The organism is Streptomyces sp. ADMS (assembly GCF_033441795.1).
In the GTDB taxonomy this organism is placed as follows: Bacteria; Actinomycetota; Actinomycetes; order Streptomycetales; family Streptomycetaceae; genus Streptomyces.
The window spans coordinates 1-315 of the sequence record NZ_JAVFVX010000518.1; the positions used below are offsets into that span (position 1 = coordinate 1).

At 62.9% G+C, this 315-nt stretch carries 1 pseudogene; it reads right to left on the reverse strand.

Going from position 1 to position 315, the window contains the following annotated elements:
* Positions 1-315 (reverse strand): annotated as a pseudogene (locus tag RB628_RS41825) (hypothetical protein); the annotation flags it as partial.

Consider the following 315-nt stretch of genomic DNA (forward strand, 5'->3'; position numbering starts at 1 on the left):
TGGTGGCTCCTCGGCCGCTTTCCATCAGCACGATCACGCGAAGTCGGTCACTGCGCATGGGCCGCAAAGCGACGATGCGAACAGGGACTTCCCGGCCTCGATGGTAGGGCAGCTTGAGCCTGCGCAGGCTGCCATCGACATGTTCGTAGAATTCGCGGCGATTCCACATTCCCTGCGCGTCCGGAGAGTCGAGGATGTCACGCTCCAGACGGCGCAGAGCTTCGTTTTTCGGATAATGGACCCGCGCATAGCGAATCTGGCCCAGATAGGGCCGAGCCCAGTCCTCCCGCCAGTTCACGAGCTGCTCGCGGGCCT